Source organism: Jeongeupia sp. USM3, assembly GCF_001808185.1.
Classification (GTDB): Bacteria; Pseudomonadota; Gammaproteobacteria; order Burkholderiales; family Chitinibacteraceae; genus Jeongeupia.
Genome location: NZ_CP017668.1, coordinates 1,985,487 through 2,009,229 on the forward strand (window position 1 = coordinate 1,985,487; position 23,743 = coordinate 2,009,229).

General features: G+C 63.6%; 17 protein-coding genes, 3 tRNA genes and 3 rRNA genes. 7 read left to right on the forward strand and 16 right to left on the reverse strand.

The features are described 5' to 3' along the window. Positions 1–46: 46 nt before the first annotated feature. On the forward strand, positions 47–781 hold the full coding sequence (locus tag BJP62_RS09420; RefSeq protein ID WP_070529282.1) for a molybdopterin-binding protein: 735 nt from the start codon (positions 47–49) through the stop codon (positions 779–781). 90 nt (positions 782–871) lie between these two features. On the opposite strand, the gene rrf is transcribed toward BJP62_RS09420, so the two are convergent. From rrf to rplU, 14 genes are all read right to left on the reverse strand, one after another. After that, positions 872–984, reverse strand: a 5S ribosomal RNA gene (gene rrf, locus BJP62_RS09425). Between the two features lie 125 nt (positions 985–1,109). Beyond that, a 23S ribosomal RNA gene (locus BJP62_RS09430) occupies positions 1,110–4,001 on the reverse strand. A 267-nt stretch (positions 4,002–4,268) separates the two neighbouring features. Next, positions 4,269–4,341: transfer RNA gene (locus BJP62_RS09435), tRNA-Ala, on the reverse strand. 35 nt (positions 4,342–4,376) lie between these two features. Then, positions 4,377–4,453, reverse strand: a tRNA-Ile gene (locus BJP62_RS09440). 61 nt (positions 4,454–4,514) lie between these two features. Further along, positions 4,515–6,049: ribosomal RNA gene (locus tag BJP62_RS09445) — 16S ribosomal RNA — on the reverse strand. Together the 16S, 23S and 5S rRNA genes with 2 tRNA genes alongside form the textbook arrangement of a ribosomal RNA operon. Before the next feature lie 592 nt (positions 6,050–6,641). Beyond that, positions 6,642–7,793 (reverse strand): class I SAM-dependent RNA methyltransferase, encoded by a 1,152-nt coding sequence (locus tag BJP62_RS09450; protein ID WP_236943589.1) that lies wholly within the window; start codon positions 7,791–7,793, stop codon positions 6,642–6,644. 2 nt (positions 7,794–7,795) lie between these two features. Beyond that, positions 7,796–10,618 (reverse strand): ATP-binding protein, encoded by a 2,823-nt coding sequence (locus BJP62_RS09455; RefSeq protein ID WP_070529284.1) that lies wholly within the window; start codon positions 10,616–10,618, stop codon positions 7,796–7,798. Continuing rightward, positions 10,618–11,163: a GNAT family N-acetyltransferase gene (locus BJP62_RS09460; protein ID WP_070529286.1), complete on the reverse strand. Its 546-nt coding sequence runs from the start codon at positions 11,161–11,163 to the stop codon at positions 10,618–10,620. Before BJP62_RS09460 ends, BJP62_RS09455 begins: the two co-directional genes overlap by 1 nt. Continuing rightward, positions 11,160–11,852: a hypothetical protein gene (locus BJP62_RS09465; protein WP_070529287.1), complete on the reverse strand. Its 693-nt coding sequence runs from the start codon at positions 11,850–11,852 to the stop codon at positions 11,160–11,162. Before BJP62_RS09465 ends, BJP62_RS09460 begins: the two co-directional genes overlap by 4 nt. Before the next feature lie 5 nt (positions 11,853–11,857). Continuing rightward, the gene (locus BJP62_RS09470; protein WP_070529289.1) at positions 11,858–13,123 is read right to left on the reverse strand and encodes a hypothetical protein; all 1,266 of its coding nucleotides are present in this window, start codon (positions 13,121–13,123) and stop codon (positions 11,858–11,860) included. 5 nt (positions 13,124–13,128) lie between these two features. Beyond that, on the reverse strand, positions 13,129–13,989 hold the full coding sequence (locus BJP62_RS09475; protein ID WP_070529292.1) for a beta-1,6-N-acetylglucosaminyltransferase: 861 nt from the start codon (positions 13,987–13,989) through the stop codon (positions 13,129–13,131). Positions 13,990–13,999: 10 nt separating this feature from the next. Further along, positions 14,000–15,139 (reverse strand): GTPase ObgE, encoded by a 1,140-nt coding sequence (gene obgE / locus BJP62_RS09480; RefSeq protein ID WP_070529293.1) that lies wholly within the window; start codon positions 15,137–15,139, stop codon positions 14,000–14,002. Positions 15,140–15,209: 70 nt separating this feature from the next. Beyond that, on the reverse strand, positions 15,210–15,482 hold the full coding sequence (rpmA, locus tag BJP62_RS09485) for a 50S ribosomal protein L27 (protein ID WP_070529294.1): 273 nt from the start codon (positions 15,480–15,482) through the stop codon (positions 15,210–15,212). Between the two features lie 17 nt (positions 15,483–15,499). Then, positions 15,500–15,814, reverse strand: a complete 315-nt coding sequence (gene rplU, locus BJP62_RS09490; protein ID WP_070529298.1) for a 50S ribosomal protein L21 — start codon at positions 15,812–15,814, stop codon at positions 15,500–15,502. A gap of 234 nt (positions 15,815–16,048) precedes the next feature. Between rplU and BJP62_RS09495 the strand changes: the two genes are divergently transcribed. From BJP62_RS09495 to BJP62_RS09505, 3 genes are all read left to right on the forward strand, one after another. Continuing rightward, the gene (locus BJP62_RS09495) at positions 16,049–16,978 is read left to right on the forward strand and encodes a polyprenyl synthetase family protein (protein ID WP_083301049.1); all 930 of its coding nucleotides are present in this window, start codon (positions 16,049–16,051) and stop codon (positions 16,976–16,978) included. Between the two features lie 65 nt (positions 16,979–17,043). After that, positions 17,044–17,120: transfer RNA gene (locus tag BJP62_RS09500), tRNA-Pro, on the forward strand. A 202-nt stretch (positions 17,121–17,322) separates the two neighbouring features. Continuing rightward, positions 17,323–17,649: a DUF3135 domain-containing protein gene (locus BJP62_RS09505; RefSeq protein WP_070529301.1), complete on the forward strand. Its 327-nt coding sequence runs from the start codon at positions 17,323–17,325 to the stop codon at positions 17,647–17,649. A gap of 12 nt (positions 17,650–17,661) precedes the next feature. Here the strand turns inward: BJP62_RS09505 and dinB are convergent, their stop codons facing one another. Both dinB and BJP62_RS09515 read right to left on the reverse strand, forming a co-directional pair. Beyond that, positions 17,662–18,750, reverse strand: coding sequence for a DNA polymerase IV (gene dinB, locus BJP62_RS09510; protein WP_236943590.1), 1,089 nt, complete (start codon positions 18,748–18,750; stop codon positions 17,662–17,664). Positions 18,751–18,804: 54 nt separating this feature from the next. After that, complete coding sequence (locus tag BJP62_RS09515; protein ID WP_070529303.1) at positions 18,805–19,206, reverse strand: hypothetical protein; 402 nt, start codon at positions 19,204–19,206, stop codon at positions 18,805–18,807. 262 nt (positions 19,207–19,468) lie between these two features. On the opposite strand from BJP62_RS09515, the gene leuS reads away from it, so the two are divergent. The 3 genes from leuS to holA are packed head-to-tail and all read left to right on the forward strand — an operon-like array spanning position 19,469 to position 23,704. Then, positions 19,469–22,096, forward strand: a complete 2,628-nt coding sequence (leuS, locus tag BJP62_RS09520; protein WP_070529305.1) for a leucine--tRNA ligase — start codon at positions 19,469–19,471, stop codon at positions 22,094–22,096. Between the two features lie 43 nt (positions 22,097–22,139). After that, on the forward strand, positions 22,140–22,691 hold the full coding sequence (gene lptE, locus BJP62_RS09525; protein ID WP_070529307.1) for an LPS assembly lipoprotein LptE: 552 nt from the start codon (positions 22,140–22,142) through the stop codon (positions 22,689–22,691). Continuing rightward, positions 22,691–23,704 (forward strand): DNA polymerase III subunit delta, encoded by a 1,014-nt coding sequence (holA, locus tag BJP62_RS09530; protein WP_070529309.1) that lies wholly within the window; start codon positions 22,691–22,693, stop codon positions 23,702–23,704. Before lptE ends, holA begins: the two co-directional genes overlap by 1 nt. The last annotated feature ends 39 nt before the right edge of the window (positions 23,705–23,743 follow it).

The window sequence follows — 23,743 nt, forward strand, 5'->3', positions numbered from 1 at the left end:
CCATCGCGAGCGGCAAGCGTTTGCAGCCAAGTCATCAGAGTGTCATATGGAATTCGAACTTTTCATCATCGGCGACGAAATCCTCTCCGGCCGGCGCCAGGACCGGCACTTTGGCGCGATCCAGGCCCGCCTTGGCGAGCGCGGCCACCATCTGGCCGGCGTTTACTACCTGCCCGACGAGCCCGATCGGCTCGAAGTGGCCTTTCGCCAGCAACGCAATGACAGCCTGCCGCTAATCAGTTGCGGCGGCATCGGGGCGACACCGGACGACCATACGCGGCTGGCACTGGCACGCGCACTCGACGTCCCGCTGCAACGCCATGCCGAAGCCGCTCGCCTGATCGAGGCCCGCTTTGGCGACGAAGCCTACCCGTACCGGATCCACATGGCCGACTTCCCGGCCGGTGCCAGCCTGATTCCGAATCCGGTCAATCAGGTCGCCGGCTGCCGTTGCGAGCAGATCCACCTGCTGCCGGGCTTCCCCGAAATGGCCTGGCCGATGTGCGACTGGCTGCTCGATCAATACTACCCGGCCGTCGCCGCCGAAATCCGCCATTCACTGATCGCGGTCGACGCGCGGGAAGGTGAACTAATCGGACTGATGCAGGCGCTGGTCCTGCGCTGGCCCGGCGTCCACTTCAGTAGCCTGCCGTCCTACGGCAACGCGCGCTATCCGGCGCCGCACATCGATTTCAGCGTCAGCGGAGAAGAGCCGGACGTCAGCACCGCATTCACCTTCCTGCGCCAAGGGCTGCTGCAACGCGGCCTGCAGCTGGTGTGATCCGGCCAGGCTTGGCGAGTTCCTCGGGCTCGATCGTCCATAAAGCAAAACCCCCCACCAGCTTTGCTGATGGGGGGTTTTCTATGGGGAGTCTGGCGATGACCTACTTTCACACGGGAACCCGCACTATCATCGGCGCTGAGTCGTTTCACGGTCCTGTTCGGGATGGGAAGGCGTGGGACCAACTCGCTATGGTCGCCAGACGTAACTGGTTGAGTTACGACTGTTTACTACTAGTCATATCTCTGAATTCGATAGAAGAAGCAAAGGCTCGGTTTGATTGTGTCGAGCTTGTCGCAACACACCCGAACCACGCGGTTCAGGTTATAGGATCAAGCCGCACGGGCAATTAGTATCGGTTAGCTTAACGCATTACTGCGCTTCCACACCCGACCTATCAACGTGGTGGTCTTCCACGACCCTTCAGGGGAATCAAGTTCCCAGGGAAATCTCATCTTGAGGCAAGTTTCGCGCTTAGATGCTTTCAGCGCTTATCTCTTCCGCATTTAGCTACCCGGCGATACCACTGGCGTGATAACCGGTACACCAGAGATGCGTCCACTCCGGTCCTCTCGTACTAGGAGCAGCCCCCCTCAAATTTCCAACGCCCACTGCAGATAGGGACCAAACTGTCTCACGACGTTTTGAACCCAGCTCACGTACCACTTTAAATGGCGAACAGCCATACCCTTGGGACCGGCTACAGCCCCAGGATGTGATGAGCCGACATCGAGGTGCCAAACTCCGCCGTCGATGTGAACTCTTGGGCGGAATCAGCCTGTTATCCCCGGAGTACCTTTTATCCGTTGAGCGATGGCCCTTCCATACAGAACCACCGGATCACTATGTCCTGCTTTCGCACCTGCTCGACGTGTCAGTCTCGCAGTCAAGCTACCTTGTGCCATTACACTATCAGTACGATGTCCGACCGTACCTAGGTAACCTTCGAGCTCCTCCGTTACACTTTGGGAGGAGACCGCCCCAGTCAAACTGCCTACCATGCACGGTCCCCGATCCGGATGACGGACCAAGGTTAGAACCTCAAAGGGGTCAGGGTGGTATTTCAAGGACGGCTCCACAGAAACTAGCGTCTCTGCTTCAAAGCCTCCCACCTATCCTACACAAACCACTTCAAAGTCCAATGCAAAGCTACAGTAAAGGTTCACGGGGTCTTTCCGTCTAGCAGCGGGGAGATTGCATCTTCACAAACACTTCAACTTCGCTGAGTCTCAGGAGGAGACAGTGTGGCCATCGTTACGCCATTCGTGCGGGTCGGAACTTACCCGACAAGGAATTTCGCTACCTTAGGACCGTTATAGTTACGGCCGCCGTTTACCGGGGCTTCGATCAAGAGCTTGCACCCCATCAATTAACCTTCCGGCACCGGGCAGGCGTCACACCCTATACGTCCACTTTCGTGTTAGCAGAGTGCTGTGTTTTTGATAAACAGTCGCAGCCACCTTTTCACTGCAACCTCTTCGAGCTCCACGAGCAAGTCGCTTCACCCTACAGAGGCACACCTTCTCCCGAAGTTACGGTGTCAATTTGCCGAGTTCCTTCTCCTGAGTTCTCTCAAGCGCCTTAGAATTCTCATCCTGCCCACCAGTGTCGGTTTGCGGTACGGTCAATTCTGAGCTGAAGCTTAGTGGCTTTTCCTGGAAGCATAGGATCAATCACTTCAGGCCCAATGGGCCCTCGTCGTCACGCCTCAGTGTTAACAGGGATCCGGATTTGCCTAAATCCCCCACCTACACGCTTAAACCACCTATTCCAACAGATGGCTGACCTACCTTTCTCCGTCCCCACATCGCACTCAGAATCGGTACAGGAATATTAACCTGTTTCCCATCGACTACGCTTTTCAGCCTCGCCTTAGGGGCCGACTCACCCTACGCCGATTAACGTTGCGTAGGAAACCTTGGGCTTTCGGCGAACGGGCTTTTCACCCGTTTTAACGCTACTCATGTCAGCATTCGCACTTCCGATACCTCCAGCAACCTTTACAAGTCACCTTCACAGGCTTACGGAACGCTCCCCTACCATATGTACAGAGTACATATCCGCGTCTTCGGTTATCAATTTGAGCCCCGTTACATCTTCCGCGCAGGACGACTCGACCAGTGAGCTATTACGCTTTCTTTAAATGATGGCTGCTTCTAAGCCAACATCCTGGCTGTCTATGCCTTCCCACCTCGTTTTCCACTTAATTGATCATTTGGGACCTTAGACGGCGGTCTGGGTTGTTTCCCTCTTGACACCGGACGTTAGCACCCGATGTCTGTCTCCCAAGCTCGCACTTAACGGTATTCAGAGTTTGCCATGGTTTGGTAAGTCGCGATGACCCCCTAGCCATAACAGTGCTTTACCCCCGTTAGTGATACTTGAGGCACTACCTAAATAGTTTTCGGGGAGAACCAGCTATTTCCAGGTTTGTTTAGCCTTTCACCCCTATCCACAGCTCATCCCCTAATTTTGCAACATTAGTGGGTTCGGACCTCCAGTGCGTGTTACCGCACCTTCATCCTGGCCATGGATAGATCACCTGGTTTCGGGTCTACGCCCAGCAACTGATCGCCCTATTCGGACTCGGTTTCCCTACGCCTCCCCTATTCGGTTAAGCTCGCTACTGAACGTAAGTCGCTGACCCATTATACAAAAGGTACGCAGTCACCCCACGAGGGGGCTCCCACTGTTTGTATGCATCCGGTTTCAGGTTCTATTTCACTCCCCTCCCGGGGTTCTTTTCGCCTTTCCCTCACGGTACTGGTTCACTATCGGTCGATCACGAGTATTTAGCCTTGGAGGATGGTCCCCCCATCTTCGGACAGGATTTCTCGTGTCCCGCCTTACTTGTCGTACGCTTAGTACCACGATGGTCTTTTCGTATACGGGGCTATCACCCACTATCGCCGGCCTTTCCATGCCGTTTTACTAAGACTACCGCTATCACGTACAGGCTCTTCCCATTTCGCTCGCCACTACTTTGGGAATCTCGGTTGATTTCTTTTCCTCCGGCTACTTAGATGTTTCAGTTCGCCGGGTTCGCCTCACATGACCTATGTATTCAGTCATGGATGACCCAAAAGGGCCGGGTTTCCCCATTCGGATATCTGCGGATCAAAGCTTGTTTGCCAGCTCCCCGCAGCTTTTCGCAGGCTGCCGCGTCCTTCATCGCCTGTGATCGCCAAGGCATCCACCAGATGCACTTAGTCGCTTGATCCTATAACCTCAAACACGTGGTTTGCGGCTACAAGCTGTGTTTGCGACTTCGAATTCTCTCGAATTCAAAACTCGATGCAATCAAACCCATTCATTACTGAATAAATTTGAGTCTTGCTTCTTCTATCTTGTTAAAGAGCGATACAGAGAATAAATCTCGTCCAACTGAAGCAGTCAGAATGAAATCCACGCAATCTCTCGATTGAATGCACTTGATTCTGAGTCCTTCCGGATCTAAACCAACACGGTGATGGCTCACCGCAAGGTGTGGAGGCAGACGGGATCGAACCGACGACCCTCTGCTTGCAAAGCAGATGCTCTCCCAACTGAGCTATGCCCCCATCGGATCAAACTGTTTGTCCATCCGCAAAGCAAATGGTGGGTCAAGCTGGAATCGAACCAGCGACCCCCGCCTTATCAAGACGGTGCTCTAACCGACTGAGCTACTGACCCAGTTCTCCGTATCTCTAACCTACAGCCGATGAGTGTGAATGCTTAATGAGGCATTATCTTTAAAGGAGGTGATCCAGCCGCAGGTTCCCCTACGGCTACCTTGTTACGACTTCACCCCAGTCATGAATCCTACCGTGGTAACCGGCCTCCCGAAGGTTAGCCTAGCTACTTCTGGTAAAACCCACTCCCATGGTGTGACGGGCGGTGTGTACAAGGCCCGGGAACGTATTCACCGCGACATGCTGATCCGCGATTACTAGCGATTCCGACTTCACGCAGTCGAGTTGCAGACTGCGATCCGGACTACGATTGGTTTTATGGGATTGGCTCCACCTCGCGGCTTCGCGACCCTCTGTGACCAACCATTGTATGACGTGTGAAGCCCTGGTCATAAGGGCCATGAGGACTTGACGTCATCCCCACCTTCCTCCGGTTTGTCACCGGCAGTCCCATTAAAGTGCTCAACTGAATGGTAGCAACTAATGGCAAGGGTTGCGCTCGTTGCGGGACTTAACCCAACATCTCACGACACGAGCTGACGACAGCCATGCAGCACCTGTGTTCTGGCTCCTTACGGCACTCCCAAATCTCTTCGGGATTCCAGACATGTCAAGACCAGGTAAGGTTTTTCGCGTTGCATCGAATTAATCCACATCATCCACCGCTTGTGCGGGCCCCCGTCAATTCCTTTGAGTTTTAACCTTGCGGCCGTACTCCCCAGGCGGTCTACTTCCCGCGTTAGCTGCGTTACTAAGCTCCGAAAAGCCCAACAACTAGTAGACATCGTTTAGGGCGTGGACTACCAGGGTATCTAATCCTGTTTGCTCCCCACGCTTTCGTCCATGAGTGTCAGTATCAGCCCAGGGGGTTGCCTTCGCCATCGGTGTTCCTCCGCATCTCTACGCATTTCACTGCTACACGCGGAATTCCACCCCCCTCTGCCGTACTCTAGCGAGCCAGTCAGCAATGCAGTTCCCAGGTTGAGCCCGGGGCTTTCACATCGCTCTTAACAAGCCACCTGCGGACGCTTTACGCCCAGTAATTCCGATTAACGCTTGGACCCTACGTATTACCGCGGCTGCTGGCACGTAGTTAGCCGGTCCTTATTCTTCAGGTACTGTCATCCCCGACCCGTATTAGGGGCCAGAATTTCCTCCCTGACAAAAGGGCTTTACAACCCGAAGGCCTTCTTCACCCACGCGGCATTGCTGGATCAGGCTTTCGCCCATTGTCCAAGATTCCCCACTGCTGCCTCCCGTAGGAGTCTGGGCCGTGTCTCAGTCCCAGTGTGGCGGGTCGTCCTCTCAGACCCGCTACTGATCGTCGCCTTGGTGAGCCTTTACCTCACCAACTAGCTAATCAGCCATCGGCCGCTCCAATAACGTGAGGTCTTGCGATCCCCCACTTTCCCCCTCAGGGCGTATGCGGTATTAGCTTGCCTTTCGGCAGGTTATCCCCCATTACTGGGCACGTTCCGATGTATTACTCACCCGTTCGCCACTAGATTGAAGAGCAAGCTCCTCAACCCCGTTCGACTTGCATGTGTAAAGCATGCCGCCAGCGTTCAATCTGAGCCAGGATCAAACTCTTTCGTTTAATCACTGAATAGTTGCGCACTTGCGTTAACTCAAAAAAACTCGCCCGACCACCGAAGCGGCCAGACTGCTTTCTATCATTTAAGTGCAAGCACTTGATGCACTCATCAAGCACTCACACTCATCGGCTGTAATTTGTTAAAGATCGCTTGCTTCAGGACGCTTCGCTCGGTAAACTCGGCGGGTTTCGCTTCGTTTCTTTCGCTGCGTCATCAGCAGAGAACGCAACTTTAAGCACTTCCCCGTCTTCCGTCAACACCCCGCCGCAACAATTTCGCAGCACAACCGATAAACCCCTGATCGGACAGCGAAATTTCAGCGCACCGGAATCCGACGCATTCGCATCAACCCGCCCTGCCCTGCGGCAAAGCTGACAAATCCATGCCAAATGCATGAAATCCGTCAGTTTCGGGCCCGCCGGACCGACCAATCCGGCCCGTCAAACACCGGCAGTTCCCGCTTCACCGCGCCCAAAAGCACAACGGGCGGCCAGGGCCGCCCGTTGTTCATCACCGTATATATACAACCCCGCCCTCCGGATGCGACAACGCCACCCGGAGGTGGCGTTGTCAGTTCGCATGTATATATACGCGTCAGTCGTGGCCGCGATTGCCGCCGGCGATCATCTTGAACTCGAGCAGCCGGCATTCGAGTGCGCCGTTGAACAGCGGCGTCTTTTTCGACGGCTTGAGGCGGATCGCCTTGGCCAGCGCCGGATCGGCGGTGAAGAAGTAGGCCCGCCAGCCGGTGAACCGCTGCTTCAGTACGTTGCCCCACTCCGGATAGGCAGCGAGCAGCTTGTCCTGCTCGTCGAGACGGATGCCATAAGGCGGGTTGGTCAGCAGCACGCCCTCCAACGCCGGTGCCTTGGCGTCGAGCATGTTCAGCTGCTTGAGGCTGATCACGCCGTCGAGCTTTGCGGCAACCAGGTTGGCGTGTGCATGCGTCAGCGCCGTCGACGATACGTCGCTGCCGCTGATCTGCAGCGGCAGATCGCCCAGTTCGGCGTTCCTGGCCTCGGTACGCAGCGCCTGCCACGCCTTTTCGTCGTGCTGACGCAGGTACTGGAACGCGAAGGTGCGGCGGCTACCCGGTGCGATATTGCGCGCCTTCAGCGCCGCCTCGATCAGGAAAGTCCCCGAACCGCACATCGGGTCATACAGTGGCTGGTCGCCCTGCCAGCCCGACAGTGCGAGGATGCCGGCGGCGAGATTCTCGCGCAGCGGCGCATCGACGGCCTCGACACGGTAGCCACGCTTGAACAGCGCTTCGCCCGAGGTATCCAGATAGACCGTCGCCATCCGGTCGGTCAGGAACAGCTGGATGCGCATGTCCGGCTCCTGCGTGTCGACCGACGGCCGCGTGCCGCCGACCTGACGGAAGCGGTCGCAGATCGCGTCCTTGACCTTGAGCGCGGCCAAGTTGGTGCTGCGCAGCGGGCTTTTGACCGCGGTGACGCCGACCTTGATCGTGTTGTCGACGGCGAACAGCGCCGGCCAGTCGATCTTCAGCGCCAGCCGGTAGAGGTCGTCCTCGCGCACGTACGGACGCTCTTCGAGCTTCCACAGGATGCGGCTGGCGATGCGCGAGTGCAGGTTCGCCTTCATCAGCAGCAGCCAGCTGCCGCTGAACGACACGCCGCCGTCGACCGACGCGACCGCGCTCGCGCCGAGCCCGGTCAGCTCGAGCGCGAGCACGTTTTCCAGTCCGCGGGGGCAGGAGGCAAAGAATTGGAACAGTTGCACGATCAGACTCCGGTAGCGGTTTCGCGTTCGCCGACCCGACGGCGGGTCTGCATGATCAGCGGCGCCCACGTCTGGCCCGGCTGCTTCTTGCGTGTCGTCAGCGTCAGTTCGGACGGGCCGTAGACATTGGTATTGTGCGTCAGCGGCGTGGTGATCAGGTACTGCGCCTGCGTCGCCTTGAGGAAGCCGCCGACGCGGTCGATGTTGAAGATGTCCAGATGCGCGAACGGCTCGTCGATGAACACGAAGCCCGAGGTGTTCGCGTCGTCCATCATCAGCCCGATCAAGAGGATCAGCGACTTCATCACCTGCTGGCCGCCCGACGCTTCACCGTCGTTCAGCCCCATCATGCCCTTCTGGTCGAAGTTGAAGCGCGCGGTCAGGCCGGCCTGCGCCAGCACGGTGTCGTCGTTTTCCAGATGCGGCGTGTCGAGTTCGACATCGATGCCGGCCAGCTCGCCGAGGCGCTTCACGTTGCGACCGTAGGCCCGCACCGTCGCGCGCAGCTTGTTGATGTAGGCAGCGCGCGCGTCGTCGGTCAGTTCGCGGGTGCGGGCAACATCGCGGCGGTGCTGGTCGGTATCGCGCTCGATGCCGGCATAGTCGGCGGCGAGCTTGTCGCGGCGCGCCAGCACGGTGTCGTCGGTTTCCCAGTCCTGATTGTCGAGCGCGAAGCGGATACGGTCGATCTCGCGCTGCACGTCGCGCACCGAGTCGTACTGCGCGGCCAGCCGGCGCAGGTGCTCGGCGGCGACGTATTCGGCCGGCAGTTGCGTGCGCGCGGCGCGCAGGCTGCGGATCTGCCGCCTGATCTCGTCGCGCTGCCGCGCCAGTTGCGCTGACAGTTCGGCAATCTGCGCCTCGAGCGCCTCGCGCTGGCGGCGCTGCGTCTCGAAGCTGACGCGCGATTCCTCGCGGCCGTCGCGCAACCCCTGCCACGCCGACTGCGCCGCGGCGAGCCGGGCGCCGGCGTCCTGCAGCCGCGTCTGTTCGTCGTGGAAGCGTGCCGCCGCGGCAGCAAATTCGTCCTGACGCGCCGCCAGCTGGACCACGGCCTGCATGCCCATCAGTGCCTGCTGGATCTCGGTGATCTGCCGGGTCAGCACCACCAGCTTGCCTTCGTCGGCGAGCATCTGCTCGTTCAGTTCGCGCAGCCGGCGACCGGTCTCGTTGCGGCGCGACTGGCGCGCGCCTTCGCCGAAGGCGTAGTCGCCGCTGCGCACGCTGATGTCGCGCGCACCGCGGCGCTCCTTGTGGAACGCGTCGCGGGTGATCCAGTCGCCGTCGAGCGTCTGGCCGTGCGCGACCGAGTTGGCGCGCTGGGTCCGGTTGAGCAGGTTGGCGAGCCAGTCGGGCACGTCGGCGTTGAAGTCGACGACCTCGAGCATGCTGTTCGGCCGCGCACGCGGCACCGGCTCGCGATCGGGCACGATGAAGTGGCGGTAGCGCAGCTTCTGGCCCAGCTCCCACGCCCGCTGCCTATCACCGGCCTTGTTGAGCAGGATGATGTGGCGCGACGGCGCGAGCAGCGCCTCGACCGCTTCCTGCCATGCCGGATCGCGCACTTCGACGATCTCGGTCAACAACTGGTGGCCGATGCCGGCCTCGTCGAGCGCAGCACGCATATTGCGGACGAAATCAGGCAGCATGGGCGCGCGGCCCGACTGCAGCGCCGACTGGGTATCGTTGAGCTCGTCGCGCTCGGCGCGGGCCTGGCGCAGCGACTGGCGCAGCACCGCCTCGTCGTCCTTGAGCCCGGTGAGCCGGTCGTTCAGCGCCACCGCATCGGCGCCGTCCTCGGCTTCGGCCAGACGGCGCAGCCGGTCGGCTTCCTGCAGCAGCTTTTCGGTATCGCGCGCGGCGTCGCGGGCGGCCTGGAACTCGGCGTAGGCGGCGTCGTTCTCGGCCTGCGCCGCGCGTTCGCCGTCGCGCGAGCCGGCCAGACTGGTTTCCAGTTCGCGATAGCCGACATCGAGCGCAGCCAGCGCCTGCCGGCGCTCGTGCAGCACCCGCCGGGCACCGCGCCAGTCGTCGACGTTGCCGCGCAGGGCGCCCCACTGCTCGACGTAGCGCAGCGCCGGCATCACCCGGCTCTCGAGCCGGATCGCGTTGTCCTGCATCGTGCGCCATTCGAGGTGATTGTTGGCGCGCAGTTTCAGCCGCTCGACGTCGAGCCCCAGCTGGCTCGCCTGCTGCTCCATCTTGCCGAGCTCGTCTTCGGCCTCGGACAGACGCAGCTTGGCCTCGTGATAGTGGTCGAGCACCTGCTTGTCACCGAAGACCTGGAACACCAGATCGAGCAGCGACTTCGGGCTGTATTCGCACAGCTTGTCGGTATCGCCCTGCTCGAGCGCCAGCACCTCGGCAATCGCCGGCGTCAGCCCTGCGGCTTCGAGCCGGCGGCGGTATTCGTTGACGCCGATCCAGTTCAGCAGCGACTCGGTGCCCGGCTGCAGCTCGATCCGCCCTTCGGCGATCGCGTACTGGCGCACCCAGTCGCCGCCCTGCTTCCTGATCCGGCAGAAGAGCGTGATCTCGTCGCTCGTGGCCGGAAAGAACAGCGTCGGGAACAGCCCCGAATCGCGGCGCGGATTGCTGACCACGCCGCGCAGCCAGGCGACGTTTTCCTTGTTGTTGCGCACGTAGCGCTTGTAGTCGCGCCGGCCCGAACACTTCAGCGCCAGCATGGTGCGCAGCGCGTCGAGCAGCGTGGTCTTGCCCGAGCCGTTCGGCCCGACGACGGTGACGATCTGCGCATCGAGCGGCACCTTGATCGCCTGCCAGAAGTCCCAGTGGACCATTTCGAGTTCGCGAATCTGAAACATCAGTTTTCCTTGCACACAACGGCCGGCTGCGGCGGCGTCTTCCGCTCGCTGCGCAGCAGGCCATAGATCAACTGATCGACCGCCCGGCCTTCGATCAGATAGTGTTCCCGCAACACGCCTTCCTGCGTGAAGCCCAGCCGCGACCACAGGGCGCGCGATGCCGCATTGTCGGCCGACACCGTTGCCCAGAGGCGCCGGTAGCCTGCATCGAACAGCTGGCCGGTCCAGACCTGCAATGCGGCCATGGCCAGACCGCGACGGCGGTGCGGCGCCGCGATCTGGACCGACAGTTCGGCACTTTGCATCATTGCAGAGCGCTGGCGCGCACCGACCAGACCGACCGGCTCACCGTCCGCACAGACGATGCGCAGCGATTCTTCCTCGTCGTCGAGCAGCAGCGGCCCGGACGCGGCAACGAGCCTTGCGATCAGCTGCGGCTCGCTCAGCGCCGCGAGCGGCATCACCGCCCGCGCCGACGGTTCTGCGCGCAGGTTCGCCCAAAACGGCGCATCCGCCGCGACCGGTTCGCGCAGCGAGACGTTCATTCGCCGCCGGCCTCGTCAGCGTCGTCCGCATCGCTCGCCGGCTCGTCGACGGCAATGCGCGTCCCCGACAGCTTGAGCACGTCGGCGAGCGCGCCGTTGATGATGCGCGGCGCGAGCTTGGCGTAGTCGATCATCAGGTCGAGCAGCGGGCCTTCCTGGATCATCCGGTTGCGGCGGACGACGAAGCCGAGCTTGGCGAGCTGGCCGAGGTTGGTCGCGAAGCGCATCTTGCCGCCGAGCTGGCGGCCGAAGTCGGCGTAGACCGCGTCCTCGGGCACGCCGACCGAGACGTCGTCGCCGTGGGCGATCGGCTTCTCGGCACCGAACATGTCGACCTGGGTATCACCGATCTCCTCGGCGCGCGAGATCTGCCGCTCGCGCTTGGGCAGGATGATCAGCGCCCAGACGACGACGAGCAGCGCGATCGCGTCGCGCGGCAGGCCCATATTGTTCGACAGCCAGTTCTCGCCTTCGCCGAACACCCAGTCTTCCATCTCGGGCCGGAGCGCGACGGCAACGTGTTCGGCGTACGGGTTCTCCAGCAGCCGCAGGCCGACGTCGCCAAGCCGGCGCTCGAGGCTTTCGCGGAAGGCTTCGTCGACGAGGGCGCGGCGCGCCAGCGGGTCGCGGCGTGGAATGAAACGGTGCGCCAGCAGGCGCGCGGTCAGGATATTGAGGGCTTGATCCATGGGGTCTATTCGCTGCGCAGCGGCGTGAGCCGGCCGCGGGTAATGGTGGCCACTTCGGCGTGATCGAGTTCTTCGACACCGTGTTCGGTCTCGAGCCGGAGCGGCAGCTTGACGAGGTCGGCGACGACGCTCTGCTCGAGCGCGGCATCGGCGTCGCCGAGCAGCGCCAGCAACGAGAGCCGGTAGGCGGTTTCCTGATAACTGTCGGCGACGACCGACTCGGTCAGCGACGCCGGCAGCGTCTGGCCGGCCAGCACCGACAGCTCCTCGTACAGCGCCTCGGCGGCGAGCAGCCGCTCGGCTTCGAGCTCGCCGACCAGCGGCGCGGCGCTCGACGACGGCAGTTCGCTGACCACGTGCTCGGTGCGCACGCGGCCGGTCAGCTCGAACTCGGCGACGTCGAGCAGCTCGTCGCTGGTCGCGAACAGCGGCTCGGGATGGAAGGCCAGCAGCCCGCCGGCCAGCGACGCCAGTGCAGCCTGGTCCTGGCTGCGCAGCCAGTCGGCGACGTTGGTCGAGGTCAGCCCGGATTCGCCGAGGTGGACGCGCTGCGCGGCGAGTTCGGACAGCCGGCGCTGGAACACGCCGGTCAGCCGCAGCATCCGGCTCTGCGCGTAGGCGATGGCCTGGGCGAGGTTGAGCGCGGCCAGATCGAGCGTGTCGTCGGCGAGCAGCTCGCGCATCACCTCGGTGCCCTTTTCGACCCAGCGCCAGACGCTGTCGAGCTTGTCGCGCGCGCTGCGGATGCGGAACTCCGATTGCGATTCGAGCGCGGCCTCGAAGTCGGCGTACAGCTCGTTCAGCCGCGCCAGCAGGTGCTGCAGCGCCTCGGACGACACCTCGCCGACGGCCTGGCCGGCCGCGACCTGGCCGGTCAGGTAGCCGAGCTCGGCATCGTCGCCGGCGAACTGCGTCAGCGTCGTCACCGCCGCGAGCGCGATCCGGCCCGGTTCGGACAGCGCGTACAGCTGCGCATCGCTGTCCCACACCAGGAGGCCGTTCTGCCGCAGCCGCGCGAGCACGGTCTCGAGCTTGACCGGGTTCAGGTAGGCAAAGTGCGATTGCAGTTCCTGCGGCGACCAGCGCGGCGCATTGGCGCGGGCGCCGATCTCGCGCAGCACCAGAAGCCGCACCAGCACCTCGTCCTCGCCGCCGCGGAACAGCGTGATGAAGGCGTTCAGCACCGGCCGGGCGCGCATCAGCCCGGCCAGCGGGCCGAGGTCGGCGGGCACGTAGCCGGGCGCAAAGAAGTCGTCGAGCGTCGATTCCATCGGTTCTAGATCGTCGTGGCGCGCGCGTTCAGCGCGGCGTCGAGTTGGGTGGTGAGCACGCCGTCGCCGGCGAACTTGCGCGCGAACAGCGCATCGCTGGCCAGCAGCGCCGGCAGGTCGCTTTCGGTCAGCGTCGCCGGCGACCATGCGCCGGGCGCCCAGACCAGATGCCGCAGCGGATCGCGGACCAGCCGGCCGGCCAGCCCGGTGTGCATCAGCACGGTCTGGACGAACATTTCGTCGGGCACGAGGGTACAGCGGAAGAAGGCGACCGTTCGAGGGTACTCATGACAGTAATTCAGCACGGCGTCGGCCGCGTCGTGGCGCAGGCACCACCATTGCGAACCGGCCCAGACCGCGGCCAGCGGCGCCGGCAGCCGGCGGCGGACTCCCAGCCTGCGCAGGCCGCGCTGCAGCTTCTGCAGCGCCCGTCCTGCCGGACGGCCATTCAACGACTCCGGATGCCATGCCTGCCAGCGGTAGCAGACGTCGAATTCGGCTTCGGATCGCAGGTCGAGGTAGCCGGCGACATCGCCTTGTTCAAGCCGGGCAACGATGTCGGCGTGCGGCTTGATCGGGTAATCGGCGCCGGACAGCAGTACCAGCCAGTCGCAGCCGTCGGCACGCGCCGCGCGCATCAGGTCCAGCGTCGCGTCGACCAGCGAGAAACCGCCCCAGCGGCAGGGCCGGCGGGCGATGAACACGGTGCCGGCCGGCGCCAGCGCCTGCATCTCGGCGAACACGTCGGCCGGCGTATTGGCGTCGACATGGACGTAGACGCGCACGCCCGGCGCCGCCAGCCGGCCGATCAGCCGCGCCAGCTGTGCCGGCGCGGCATGGGCAAGGATCAGGTACGCCAACCGCATGGCGGGTGGATCAGTCCTCGTCGCCGTCGAAGGCGTCGAGCGCGCCGGCTTCGGACTCGGTCAGCACCGGCTCGGGCGTCGGCTCGAGCGGCGCCTCGCTCGGGCGCACCGCGTCGAGGTAATCCATGATCGCGTAGGTCAGTTCGCGGGTGTTCTCGCCGGTCAGGCCGGAGATCGTGAACACACGCAGCGCCTGCGGATCGAACACGTACTCGTTCTCGGGCGGCGTCCAGCCATAGGCGGCAAGGAAGTCGGCAACGCGCTGTTCACGCTCGTCTTCCGGCACCATGTCGAGCTTGTTCAGCACCAGCCAGCGCGGCTTGTTGTAGAGCGCTTCGTCATACTTGCGCAGCTCCTCGACAATGGCCTTGGCCTCGGCAACCGGGTCGACGTTCTCGTCGAACGGCGCCAGATCGACCAGATGCAGCAGCACGCGCGTGCGCGCCAGATGCTTGAGGAAGCGGTGCCCCAGGCCCGCGCCCTCGGCCGCGCCTTCGATCAGCCCCGGGATGTCGGCAATGACGAAGCTGCGGTTCTCGTCGATCCGGACAACGCCGAGGTTCGGGTGCAGCGTCGTGAACGGGTAATCGGCAATCTTCGGCCGCGCCGCCGAAACGCTGGCGATGAAGGTCGACTTGCCGGCATTGGGCATGCCCAGCAGGCCGACGTCGGCGAGCACCTTCAGCTCGAGCTTGAGCTCGCGCCGCTCGCCTTCTTCGCCCGACGTGGTCTGGCGCGGCGCGCGGTTGATCGAGCTCTTGAAATGGATGTTGCCCCAGCCGCCCTTGCCGCCCTTGGCGAGGCAGATCCGCTCGCCGTCGTGGGTCAGGTCGGCGACGGTTTCACCGGTCTCCGAGTCGACGATCAGCGTGCCGACCGGAAAGCGCAGCGTGACGTCGTCACCGGCCGCACCATAGCAATCGGCGCCGCGGCCGGACTCGCCGTCCTGCGCCTTGTACTTCTTGACGAAGCGGTAGTCGACCAGCGTATTGATGTTCTGATCGGCAACGGCCCAGATCGTGCCACCCTTGCCGCCGTCGCCGCCGTCGGGGCCGCCGCGCGGAATGAATTTCTCCCGGCGCATGCTCGCCGAGCCCTTGCCGCCCTTGCCGGCGATGACTTCGATTCTTGCTTCGTCAATGAATTTCATGATGCCCTGTCCAGAAGCGAAAAAAGCCCTATCCCGCAGGATAGGGCTTTGTGACCGCGAATAGCGAAGCTTACGCTTCTTCGCCGGTGTACGGCAGTACGGTCACGGTGCGACGCTTTGCGGCGCCCTTGATCGCGTACTTGACGTAACCGTCAACGAGGGCGAACAGGGTGTGATCCTTGCCGATGCCGACGTTTTCACCCGGGTGGAATTCGGTACCGCGCTGACGCACGATGATCGAACCGGCCGGAATCAGCTCGCCGCCATACACTTTGATGCCAAGGCGCTTGGCCTGTGAGTCGCGGCCGTTACGGGAACTACCGCCAGCTTTTTTGTGTGCCATGGTTAATCAGCTCCTGATTACGCGTCGATCGAATCGATGCGGATTTCGGTGTAGTTCTGGCGGTGGCCCTGACGCTTCTGGTAGTGCTTACGACGGCGCATCTTGAAGATGCGAACCTTGTCGTGGCGACCCTGCGAAATGACCGTTGCCTTGACGGTGGCGCCGGCCACCAGGGGCGCGCCAATCGTCACTGCTTCACCGTTTGCCACCATCAATACTTCATTCAGTACGATTTGGCTGTCGATGTCTGCAGTGATCTGTTCTACTTTAAGTTTTTCGCCGATAGCAACTTTGTACTGCTTGCCACCGGTTTTTACGACTGCGTAAGACATAACAAGCTCCAGAGAGTTTGTGCTCGATAAAACGCCCCGCCCGGAGGCAAGACGCTCCCCATCCACTACGGGGAACCCGGGATCATAGCGGCAACTTGCTTGAGAGTCAAACACTTAGCGCGAACCGGGCGGCAGCTTTCGCCTTTCGTGCTAAGATCGCGGGCTCAGTGAATAAGACGGCAGGACGAGACCAGCGTGTCGCTCGCGTTCGTACAATCGGTCATCGGTGCAGAAATGCACGCGGTCGACCAGCTTATCCGGCAACGGCTCCATTCCGACGTCGCCCTGGTCAGCCAGGTCGCCGAATACATCGTCGCCTCGGGCGGCAAGCGCCTGCGGCCGATGATCGTGCTGCTGTCGGCGCGCACCCTCGGCTATACCGGCGAACACCACCGCGAACTCGCCGCAGTGATCGAGTTCATCCATACCGCCACCCTGCTGCACGATGACGTCGTCGACGAATCGGCGCTGCGCCGCGGCCGCGACACCGCCAATGCGCTGTTCGGCAATGCCGCGTCGGTGCTGGTCGGCGACTTCCTCTACAGCCGAGCGTTCCAGATGATGGTCGGCTGCGGCTCGATGCGGGTGATGGAAACGCTCGCCGACGCGACCAACATCATCGCCGAGGGCGAGGTGCTGCAACTGATGAACATCGGCAACGTCGACCTCGACGAGGCAGGCTACGTCCGCGTGATCCAGTACAAGACCGCCAAGCTGTTCGAAGCCGCCGCCCGGCTCGGCGCCATCCTGACCGGCGCCGATGCCGCGACCGAAGACCGGCTGGCCCGTTACGGCATGCACCTCGGCACGGCGTTCCAGATCATCGACGACGTGCTCGACTACTCGGGCAAACAGGACGAGATCGGCAAGAGCCTCGGCGACGACCTCGCCGAAGGCAAGGCGACACTGCCGCTGATCCACGCGATGCGCCACGGCTCGCCCGAGCACGCCGACGCGGTGCGCCAAGCGCTGACGCAGGCCGACCGCTCGCTGCTGCCGCAGGTGCTTGCCGCCGTGCACGCGACCGGTGCGCTCGACTACGCCCGCGACATCGCCCTGCGCGAAGCGGGCCTGGCACGCGCCCTGCTCGCCGACCTGCCCGGCAACGATGACCGCCGCGCACTCGAAACGCTGGCGGAGCTTGCCGTCGCACGGAATAGCTGACGTTTTTCACGAAAGCGCTTGACAGCCCCATAAGGGCTTACCATAATGGCGCTCTCTTTCGAGATCGGGGTGTAGCTTAGCCTGGTAGAGCGCTACGTTCGGGACGTAGAGGCCGGAGGTTCGAATCCTCTCACCCCGACCAGAATCTCGCAAAAAGCCGCACACTGTGCGGCTTTTTGTTTTTCCGCCCTCCTGCAGCCCCTCCCTAGCCGACGCACGGTGCCGTTTTGCCGCTTACACTGAAAACGATCAGTGGCCCGCGAACAGAACCGGACACCTGAGCCGACCCGACAGAGTCGCCTCGCACCGCCACATAACCGGCCGCCCCGGCCCGGAGGTGCATCATGGCGCACGTCGACCTACCCGATTTCGATACGCTGGCAACGCTGTACCGCCAGGACCCCGGCGCCTTCGAGGCGCTGCGCAGCACGCTGCTGCACCAGGCGCTCGACGACGTCGAGACGCCGCGGCGACTGCGGATCGAGGCACTGCTGAACCGGATCGAGCTGCATCGCCGCCGTGCCCGGAACCCGCTGCACGCCACCGTCATCGCCCATGAAATGATGTGGGCCTCCTTCCTGACGATGAACTACGTGCTGCACCACGGCGAACGGCCGGCCCGGCCCGGTGCGACGGTGCTGCAGTTCCGGCCCCGGCCGCAACTGCACTGAATCATCCCGCCGTCAGCCCCACAGCTCCGCCTGTTCGGCCGCAGCCGGCGCGTCGGCAAGGCGCACGCCGACGCCGAGCAGGCGCACAGGCCTGGCGCCGCGCGCCCAGCCTCGCCGCAGCAGCGCGGCAAAGGTCGCCAGCGCCGGTTCGCCCGGCCCTTCGACCGTCGTCTGGCTGAAGTCGTGGAACTTGATCTTGACCACGGGCGTTGCGCGCACCGCCGGCCCGGCAGCACCGGCGCGGGCGTAGCGCCCGGCGAAATCGTCGACCAGCGCCGGCAGCGCTGCCAGACAGGCGTCGAGATCGGCGAGGTCCTGCGCGTAGGTCTGCTCGACCGACAGCGACTTGCGCGGCCGCTCGCCGACGACCTCACGCGTATCGATGCCGCGGCACTGCCGGTACAGCGACGCCCCCATCTTGCCGAAGTGCCGGACCAGGCGTTCGAGCGGCCAGGCCTGCAGCTCCACGCAGCTCCGCACCCCCAGCTCCGCCAGCCGCGCCGCGGTTGCCTTGCCGACACCCCACAGCTTGGCGACGGGCAGTTCGTGGATGAACCCGCCGATGTCGTCGGGCGTGATCACGAACTGGCCGTCCGGCTTGTTCCAGTCGCTGGCGATTTTGGCGAGCAGCTTGTTCGGCGCAATGCCGGCGCTGGCGGTAATGCCGACCTCGGCCCTGATCCGGTCGCGGATCTCCTGCGCCATCAGCGTCGCGCTGCCGCGGCAATGCGGCAGCCCGGTCACGTCGAGGTACGCCTCGTCGAGCGACAGCGGCTCGATCCGGTCGGTGTAGTCGCGGAAGATGGCATGGATCGCCTTCGACGCAGCGCGGTAACGGGAGAAATCTGGCGGCAGCAGCACCAACTGCGGACAGCGTTGCAGGGCGTTGCGCGTCGACATCGCCGAGCGCACGCCGAATCGCCGCGCCGGGTAGTTGCACGTCGCGATCACGCCGCGACGCTCGGCCGCGCCGCCGATGGCCAGCGGCACGTCGCGCAACGCCGGCCGGTCACGCATCTCGACCGCGGCATAGAAGCAGTCGCAATCGATATGGATGATCTTGCTTGCGCCCGACACAGCCACGCCCTCGAAAAGCATCATGCACATCAGTGTACGTTCGTTCTATTTATGTACTCAAGCGCCCGGGCACCAGCCTCAGAACTGCCCGCCGTACTGCAGGCCGAACACCGGCTGACCGTCGTGGGACGACCTCAGCATGATCGTATTGCCCAGATAGGCGCCGGATATCGCGCCAACCAGATCGAACAGCAGGTCTTTGTATGAGAAGTCGTTGTCCTGCCGGATGCCATCGAGTACTTCCTTCGCGACCCCGGGCACCACCGCCAGAATGACGCCATACAGCTGCGGATGCGCCGAATCACTGGCCACCTCCCTGCCGCCGGCGCCGAGTGCCACCGATACCGAAAAATGCGCGACCTTGTCCGAACCGTGCCAGGGGTCCGGGTCGGCAAACTCGAACGCACATGCCGAGCCGCCCTGCAGCATCAGCAAAATCGCCAGCACCGGCACACACCGGCCCGCCACGTTGCGCGACATCGTCGACGCCCACCTGGAACCGCGGCCTGCACATTCTCGTGGATACTCGCGGCATGCCGCGGCGTGATGGGTCGCTGCGTGACTCCCTCTACCGGCAAACTAGTCTGCCGCCCCCGATCTGCGCCATCCCCGGCTGCCGGACGGTCTGGCAAGACCGCATCCTTCTGCGTGAAATTTTCGCAGCGTCGACCGGCGCGCCGACGGCGGGCCCCGCATGGCTTATAATCTGCGGTTTATTTATTCGTCCTTCCGAGTATCCGGCATGCACGAGCACTACACCCCGGCCCAGATCGAGGCCGACGCCCAGGCGCAATGGGAAAACAACAAGGTCTTCCAGGCAGTGGAAGACGCGAGCAAACCCAAGTACTACGCGTGCTCGATGCTGCCCTACCCGTCGGGCAAGCTGCACATGGGTCATGTGCGCAACTACACGATCAACGACATGCTGGCGCGCCAGCTGCGGATGCGCGGCTTCAACGTGCTGATGCCGATGGGCTGGGACGCCTTCGGCCTGCCGGCCGAGAACGCGGCGATTGCGTACAAGAAATCGCCGGCCGAGTGGACCTACGCCAACATCGCCGACATGAAATCGCAGATGCAGCCGCTGGGCCTGGCGTTCGACTGGTCGCGCGAGATCGCCACCTGCGATCCGGACTACTACAAGTGGAACCAGTGGTTCTTCCTGAAGATGCTCGAGAAGGGCGTCGCGTACAAGAAGACCCAGGTCGTCAACTGGGACCCGGTCGACCAGACCGTGCTGGCCAACGAGCAGGTTGTTGACGGCCGCGGCTGGCGCTCTGGCGCGGTGGTCGAAAAGCGCGAGATCCCCGGCTACTACTTCGGCATCACCCAGTACGCCGACGAGCTGCTCGACGACATCGATCAGCTTACAGGCTGGCCCGACATGGTGCGCGCGATGCAGCGCAACTGGATCGGCAAGTCCGAGGGCGTGCGCTTCGCCTTCAACCACGACGTCAGGGATGCCGACGGCCAACTGATCAATGACGGCAAGCTCTGGGTGTTCACCACCCGCGCCGACACCATCATGGGCGTGACCTTCTGCGCCGTCGCCGCCGAGCACCCGCTGGCGACGCGCGCGGCCGAGCTGAATCCCGAGCTGCTCGCCTTCATCAAGGAATGCGAAAAGGGCGGCGTGTCCGAAGCCGAACTCGCCGCGCAGGACAAGAAGGGCGTGTCGACCGGGTTGTTCGTCACCCACCCGCTGACCGGCGCGCAACTCGAAGTCTGGATCGGCAACTACGTGCTGATGGGCTACGGCGACGGCGCGGTGATGGCGGTGCCGGGCCACGACGAGCGCGACTTTGCCTTCGCCCACAAGTACGGCCTGCCGATCAGGCAGGTTGTCGCCGTCGACGGCGAAAGCTATTCGGCCGACACCTGGGCCGAGTGGTACGGCGACAAGGCTCGCGGCGTGATGATCAATTCCGGCAAGTACGACGGTCTCGGCTACAAGGCGGCGGTCGACGCCGTTGCCGCCGACCTGGCGGCCAAGGATGCCGGCGAGAAGAAAACCACCTGGCGCCTGCGCGACTGGGGTATTTCGCGCCAGCGCTACTGGGGCACGCCGATTCCGATCATCCACTGCCCGTGCTGCGGCGACGTGCCGGTGCCGTACGAGGACCTGCCGGTGGTGCTGCCGACCGACTGCATCCCGGACGGCTCGGGCAACCCGCTCAAGCACCGCGAGGACTTCCTCAACGTCGCCTGCCCGAAGTGCGGCGAAGCGGCGCAGCGCGAAACCGACACGATGGACACCTTCGTCGATTCGAGCTGGTACTTCATGCGCTATTGCGATCCGAAGAACGGCGAGGCGATGGTCGGCGACGGCACCAGGTACTGGATGGGGGCGGGTTCGGCTGCCGGCGGCGGTATGGACCAGTACATCGGCGGCATCGAGCACGCGGTATTGCATCTGCTGTACGCGCGCTTCTGGACCAAGGCGATGCGCGACGAAGGCCTGATCACGTTTGGCGAGCCGTTCAAGAACCTGTTCACCCAGGGCATGCTGCTGCGCGACTGCTACTACCGCGAAGACGAGCACGGCAAGAAACGCTGGTTCTACCCGGCCGAAGTCGACGTCCAGCACGACGACAAGGGCCGGCCGGTCTCGGCGATCGCCAGGGAGGACGGGCAGCCGGTGGTGATGGGCGGCATCGAGAAGATGTCGAAGTCGAAGAACAACGTCGTCGAGCCGAAGGACATCATCGAGCAGTACGGCGCCGATACGGCGCGCCTGTTCACGATGTTCGCCGGCCCGCCCGACCAGAGCGCGGCATGGTCGGACAGCGGCGTCGAGGGCGCCTACCGCTACCTGCGCCGGCTGTGGGCGTTCGGCTACAAGCATCTTGAGACGATCCGCGCCGCTGGCGACATCAACGGCGAGCTCACCAAAGAAGACAAGGCGCTGCGCTTCGAGATCCACAGCACGCTCAAGCAGATCGACGCCGACTTCGAACGGCTGCAGTACAACACCGTCGTTTCCGGCGTGATGAAGCTGTTGAACGCGCTCGAAGCGTACAAGGGTGACAACACGGCCGTGCTGCGCGAATCGTTCGGCATCCTGCTGCGCGCGATCTACCCGGCAGCACCGCACATCGCCCACCAGTTGTGGCGCGAACTCGGCTATGGCGACGAGATCGCCGACGCCGGCTGGCCGGAGCCGGCCGCCGACGCGCTGACGCAGGACGAGATCAAGCTGATGGTCCAGGTCAACGGCAAGCTGCGCGGCGAGATCCTCGTCGCCAAGGACGCGGCCAGGGATGCAATCGAAGCCGCCGCGCTGGCGCTCGACGGCGTGCAGAAGTTCGTCGACGGCGCGCCGAAGAAGGTCATCATCGTTCCGGGCCGACTCGTCAACATCGTCGCCTGACCGCGGGCCGGGCGACAACCCGGCTCGTTCACTGGAGTATGCAATGCGTTACCTGCTGATCGTCGCCACCCTGCTGCTCACCGCCTGCGGCTTCCACCTGCGCGGCCAGGGCACCGGCGGCGCCTTCGCCTACACGACGGCGACCGTCACCGGCGGCGGCGGCACGGCCAGCGCATTGCGCGAGTACCTGTCGGTGCTGCCCGACGTGAAGCTGCTCGACAAGCCGGGCAAGGACACGCCGCAGATCGACGTGATCAGCGAAGGCGACAACCAGAAGGTGCTGACCGTCAACAGCTCGGGCCGCGTCAGCGAATACCGCGTCTATTACACCGTCGCTTTCCGCGTCCGCCTCGGCGACGGCTATCTGATCGACGACGGCAAGGTCCAGCTGTTCCGCGACTACACCTACGACGAGAACAACCCGCTCGGCGAGGACGCCGAGAAGGCACAACTGGTCGAAGGCATGCAGCGCGACGCCAGCCAGAACATCCTGCGCCGGATCGCCGCGGCGGCGCGCAACGCCGACAAGCTCAAGGCCAACCCGCCGCCGCCGAAGCTGTCACCCACCGAGCAGATGCTCAAGTCGCTGCAGTAATGCGCAGCGAGCAGCTCGCACGCCAGCTCGCCAGCAAGCTGGCGCCGCTGTACACGATCCACGGCGACGAGGCCTTCCTCGCGCAGGAGGCCGCGCAGGCGATCCGCGACGCCGCGCGCAACGCCGGCCACGCCGAGCGCGAAGTGCTCACCGTCGAAGCCGGCTTCTCGTGGAGCCGGCTGGCCTTGCTCGGCAACTCGTTCTCGCTGTTCGCCGACAGGAAGCTGATCGAGCTGCGCATCCCGACCGGCAAGCCCGGCGTCGAAGGCGGCAAGGCGATCGAGGCCTATTGCGCCGACCTGCCGCCCGACACGGTCACGCTGGTCCAATGCCCGAAGCTCGACCGCACCGCGCAGAACGCGAAGTGGTTCCAGGCACTGGCGACGCACGGCGAGGTCGTCGAAGCCAAGGCGATCGACCGCGCCGCGCTGCCGGGCTGGATGCGCGAGCGCTTTGCCGCCCAGCGCCAGACCCTGCCGGCGGACGCGATCGACTTCCTCGCCGACCGGGTCGAGGGCAACCTGTTTGCCGCGCACCAGGAAATCCTCAAGCTCGGCCTGCTGTATCCGCAGGGCGAAATCACCCTGGCGATGCTGACGCAGACGATTGCCGACGTCGCCCGCTACGACGTGTTCCAGCTCGGCGAGGCGCTGCTCGGCGGCGACGCGACGCGCTTCTGCCGGATGCTCGACGGCCTCAAGGCCGAAGGCGAGGCGCCGCACCTGGTGCTGTGGGCGCTCTCCGAGGAGATCCGCGCGCTGTACCGCATCGGCCAGGGCCGGGCCCGCGGCGTGCCGATGCCGCAGTTGATGAAGGAAAACCGGGTCTGGGGAAACAAACAAAGACTGATCGACGGCGCGCTGTCGCGCGTCGGCGGCTCGGCCCTGCGCGACGGTCTGGCGCACGCCGCCCGCATCGACCGGCTGGTCAAGGGCATCGGCGATGGCGATGCCTGGGACGAGCTGCAACGGCTCGGCCTGACGATCATGGGGCGCAGCCGCCAAGCGCCGTAGCAACGGGCTTTCTGTTAAGCTCGACGGCCCAGTTTCAGC

Coding starts and splice junctions, on each gene's coding strand:
- rpmA (WP_070529294.1), bottom strand. CDS start 15,482: ATGGCACACAAAAAAGCTGGCGGTAGTTCCCGTAACGGCCGCGACTCA.
- leuS (WP_070529305.1), top strand. CDS start 19,469: ATGCACGAGCACTACACCCCGGCCCAGATCGAGGCCGACGCCCAGGCG.
- obgE (WP_070529293.1), bottom strand. CDS start 15,139: ATGAAATTCATTGACGAAGCAAGAATCGAAGTCATCGCCGGCAAGGGC.
- holA (WP_070529309.1), top strand. CDS start 22,691: ATGCGCAGCGAGCAGCTCGCACGCCAGCTCGCCAGCAAGCTGGCGCCG.
- BJP62_RS09470 (WP_070529289.1), bottom strand. CDS start 13,123: ATGGAATCGACGCTCGACGACTTCTTTGCGCCCGGCTACGTGCCCGCC.
- BJP62_RS09475 (WP_070529292.1), bottom strand. CDS start 13,989: ATGCGGTTGGCGTACCTGATCCTTGCCCATGCCGCGCCGGCACAGCTG.
- rplU (WP_070529298.1), bottom strand. CDS start 15,814: ATGTCTTACGCAGTCGTAAAAACCGGTGGCAAGCAGTACAAAGTTGCT.
- BJP62_RS09495 (WP_083301049.1), top strand. CDS start 16,049: ATGCACGCGGTCGACCAGCTTATCCGGCAACGGCTCCATTCCGACGTC.
- BJP62_RS09455 (WP_070529284.1), bottom strand. CDS start 10,618: ATGTTTCAGATTCGCGAACTCGAAATGGTCCACTGGGACTTCTGGCAG.
- BJP62_RS09465 (WP_070529287.1), bottom strand. CDS start 11,852: ATGGATCAAGCCCTCAATATCCTGACCGCGCGCCTGCTGGCGCACCGT.
- lptE (WP_070529307.1), top strand. CDS start 22,140: ATGCGTTACCTGCTGATCGTCGCCACCCTGCTGCTCACCGCCTGCGGC.
- BJP62_RS09515 (WP_070529303.1), bottom strand. CDS start 19,206: ATGTCGCGCAACGTGGCGGGCCGGTGTGTGCCGGTGCTGGCGATTTTG.
- BJP62_RS09460 (WP_070529286.1), bottom strand. CDS start 11,163: ATGAACGTCTCGCTGCGCGAACCGGTCGCGGCGGATGCGCCGTTTTGG.
- BJP62_RS09420 (WP_070529282.1), top strand. CDS start 47: ATGGAATTCGAACTTTTCATCATCGGCGACGAAATCCTCTCCGGCCGG.
- dinB (WP_236943590.1), bottom strand. CDS start 18,750: ATGATGCTTTTCGAGGGCGTGGCTGTGTCGGGCGCAAGCAAGATCATC.
- BJP62_RS09505 (WP_070529301.1), top strand. CDS start 17,323: ATGGCGCACGTCGACCTACCCGATTTCGATACGCTGGCAACGCTGTAC.